Raw genomic sequence first — 1,026 nt, 5'->3', positions numbered from 1 at the left:
CGCACAGCGCGTGCGGGGGCCTGCCGCCCATGTCGCGAGTCTACGGCGTAAACAACCTATCGGCACACAACAGCTAGTGCCACGTTTGCCCCCACAAGCAAGGAGCGAAGGATCTCGCTGTGCGGGGTGAGTGCGATGGGAGCACGATAATCTTCGACAGCAAAACTCATGGCTGCGCCGGAAGCACGGGCCGAAGAGCCGAAGGGAACGAAAGAGCCAACTTACGCTAGCCCTTTCCTCGGTGTTATCAATAGACTTCATCCAAATGATCTCTAGCGCAATCTGCGCAGAGAATTTTGCCCACCCTATTCCAAACAAATTGAAGGTCCGCATCAAGGCTGGATGGATCATCATACGCCAGACTTGCACGGTTCTCGATGAAGTCAAAGCGAGTTCCGCATTCTTCGCAGGTTTCGAAATAGATTCCGGAGTCCTCTGCTTCCATCGCTTCGCGCGCGCATTCGAAGCAGATATCCCCTTCGAGATTATCAAAATTCAACCCAGGATATTCGTTGATGAACTGATATTCAGCTTCATCCCTGTCGAAATCGTTTCCGCACCTATCACACTTTGCCATCAAATCCTCCTAACTTGACCCGAGTAAAACCATGATAGTCATCGAATAAGTCAGCGTCACTTCGCATAGCAAGCTTTTTCGGGGAATGCTCCGTCCGCCTGAATGTGGTACGCGATCTTCGATATGAGGCTGAACGCCTGAAGGTCGATGCCGTTGGAGTCGTAATGCGACGCGTTCGAGCAGTTGCGCACCGATAGCGAATGTCCCCAAAACCCCATCAATGTTGAGCACTCCCTGTCAGAGCGGCTCTGCACCATCTATTTCTTCAACTTCGCGCAGGTGCAACCGAAGCCGACGTCGCCCACGCGCTCCACCGTCTGCCTGCCGCAGCTCACGCCGCGGACGACAAGGAGCTGCTCCCCGGGACGCGCCCCCTGGAGCAGCTCGACGAGCTCGAAGCCGTTCTTGCGGGCCAACGCGCGCGCCTCTGCCTCGCTCATGTCGACGGG

At 55.7% G+C, this 1,026-nt stretch carries 3 protein-coding genes; all 3 read right to left on the bottom strand.

Going from position 1 to position 1,026, the window contains the following annotated elements; genetic code table 11:
• Positions 1–247: 247 nt before the first annotated feature.
• Positions 248–577, bottom strand: a complete 330-nt coding sequence (locus tag I2E26_RS01570) for a hypothetical protein (protein ID WP_195419352.1) — start codon at positions 575–577, stop codon at positions 248–250.
• A 56-nt stretch (positions 578–633) separates the two neighbouring features.
• A complete protein-coding gene (locus I2E26_RS01565) occupies positions 634–795 on the bottom strand; it encodes a hypothetical protein (RefSeq protein ID WP_195419351.1) in 162 nt (53 codons plus the stop codon).
• Between the two features lie 39 nt (positions 796–834).
• Positions 835–1,026, bottom strand: a 192-nt coding sequence (locus I2E26_RS01560; RefSeq protein ID WP_195419350.1) for a hypothetical protein, incomplete at its 5' end; no start/stop codon positions are given.

The organism is Collinsella sp. D33t1_170424_A12, assembly GCF_015554865.1.
Classification (GTDB): Bacteria; Actinomycetota; Coriobacteriia; order Coriobacteriales; family Coriobacteriaceae; genus Collinsella.
Note: the sequence above shows the minus strand (reverse complement) of the source record. Positions and strands in the feature narration are given on the sequence as shown.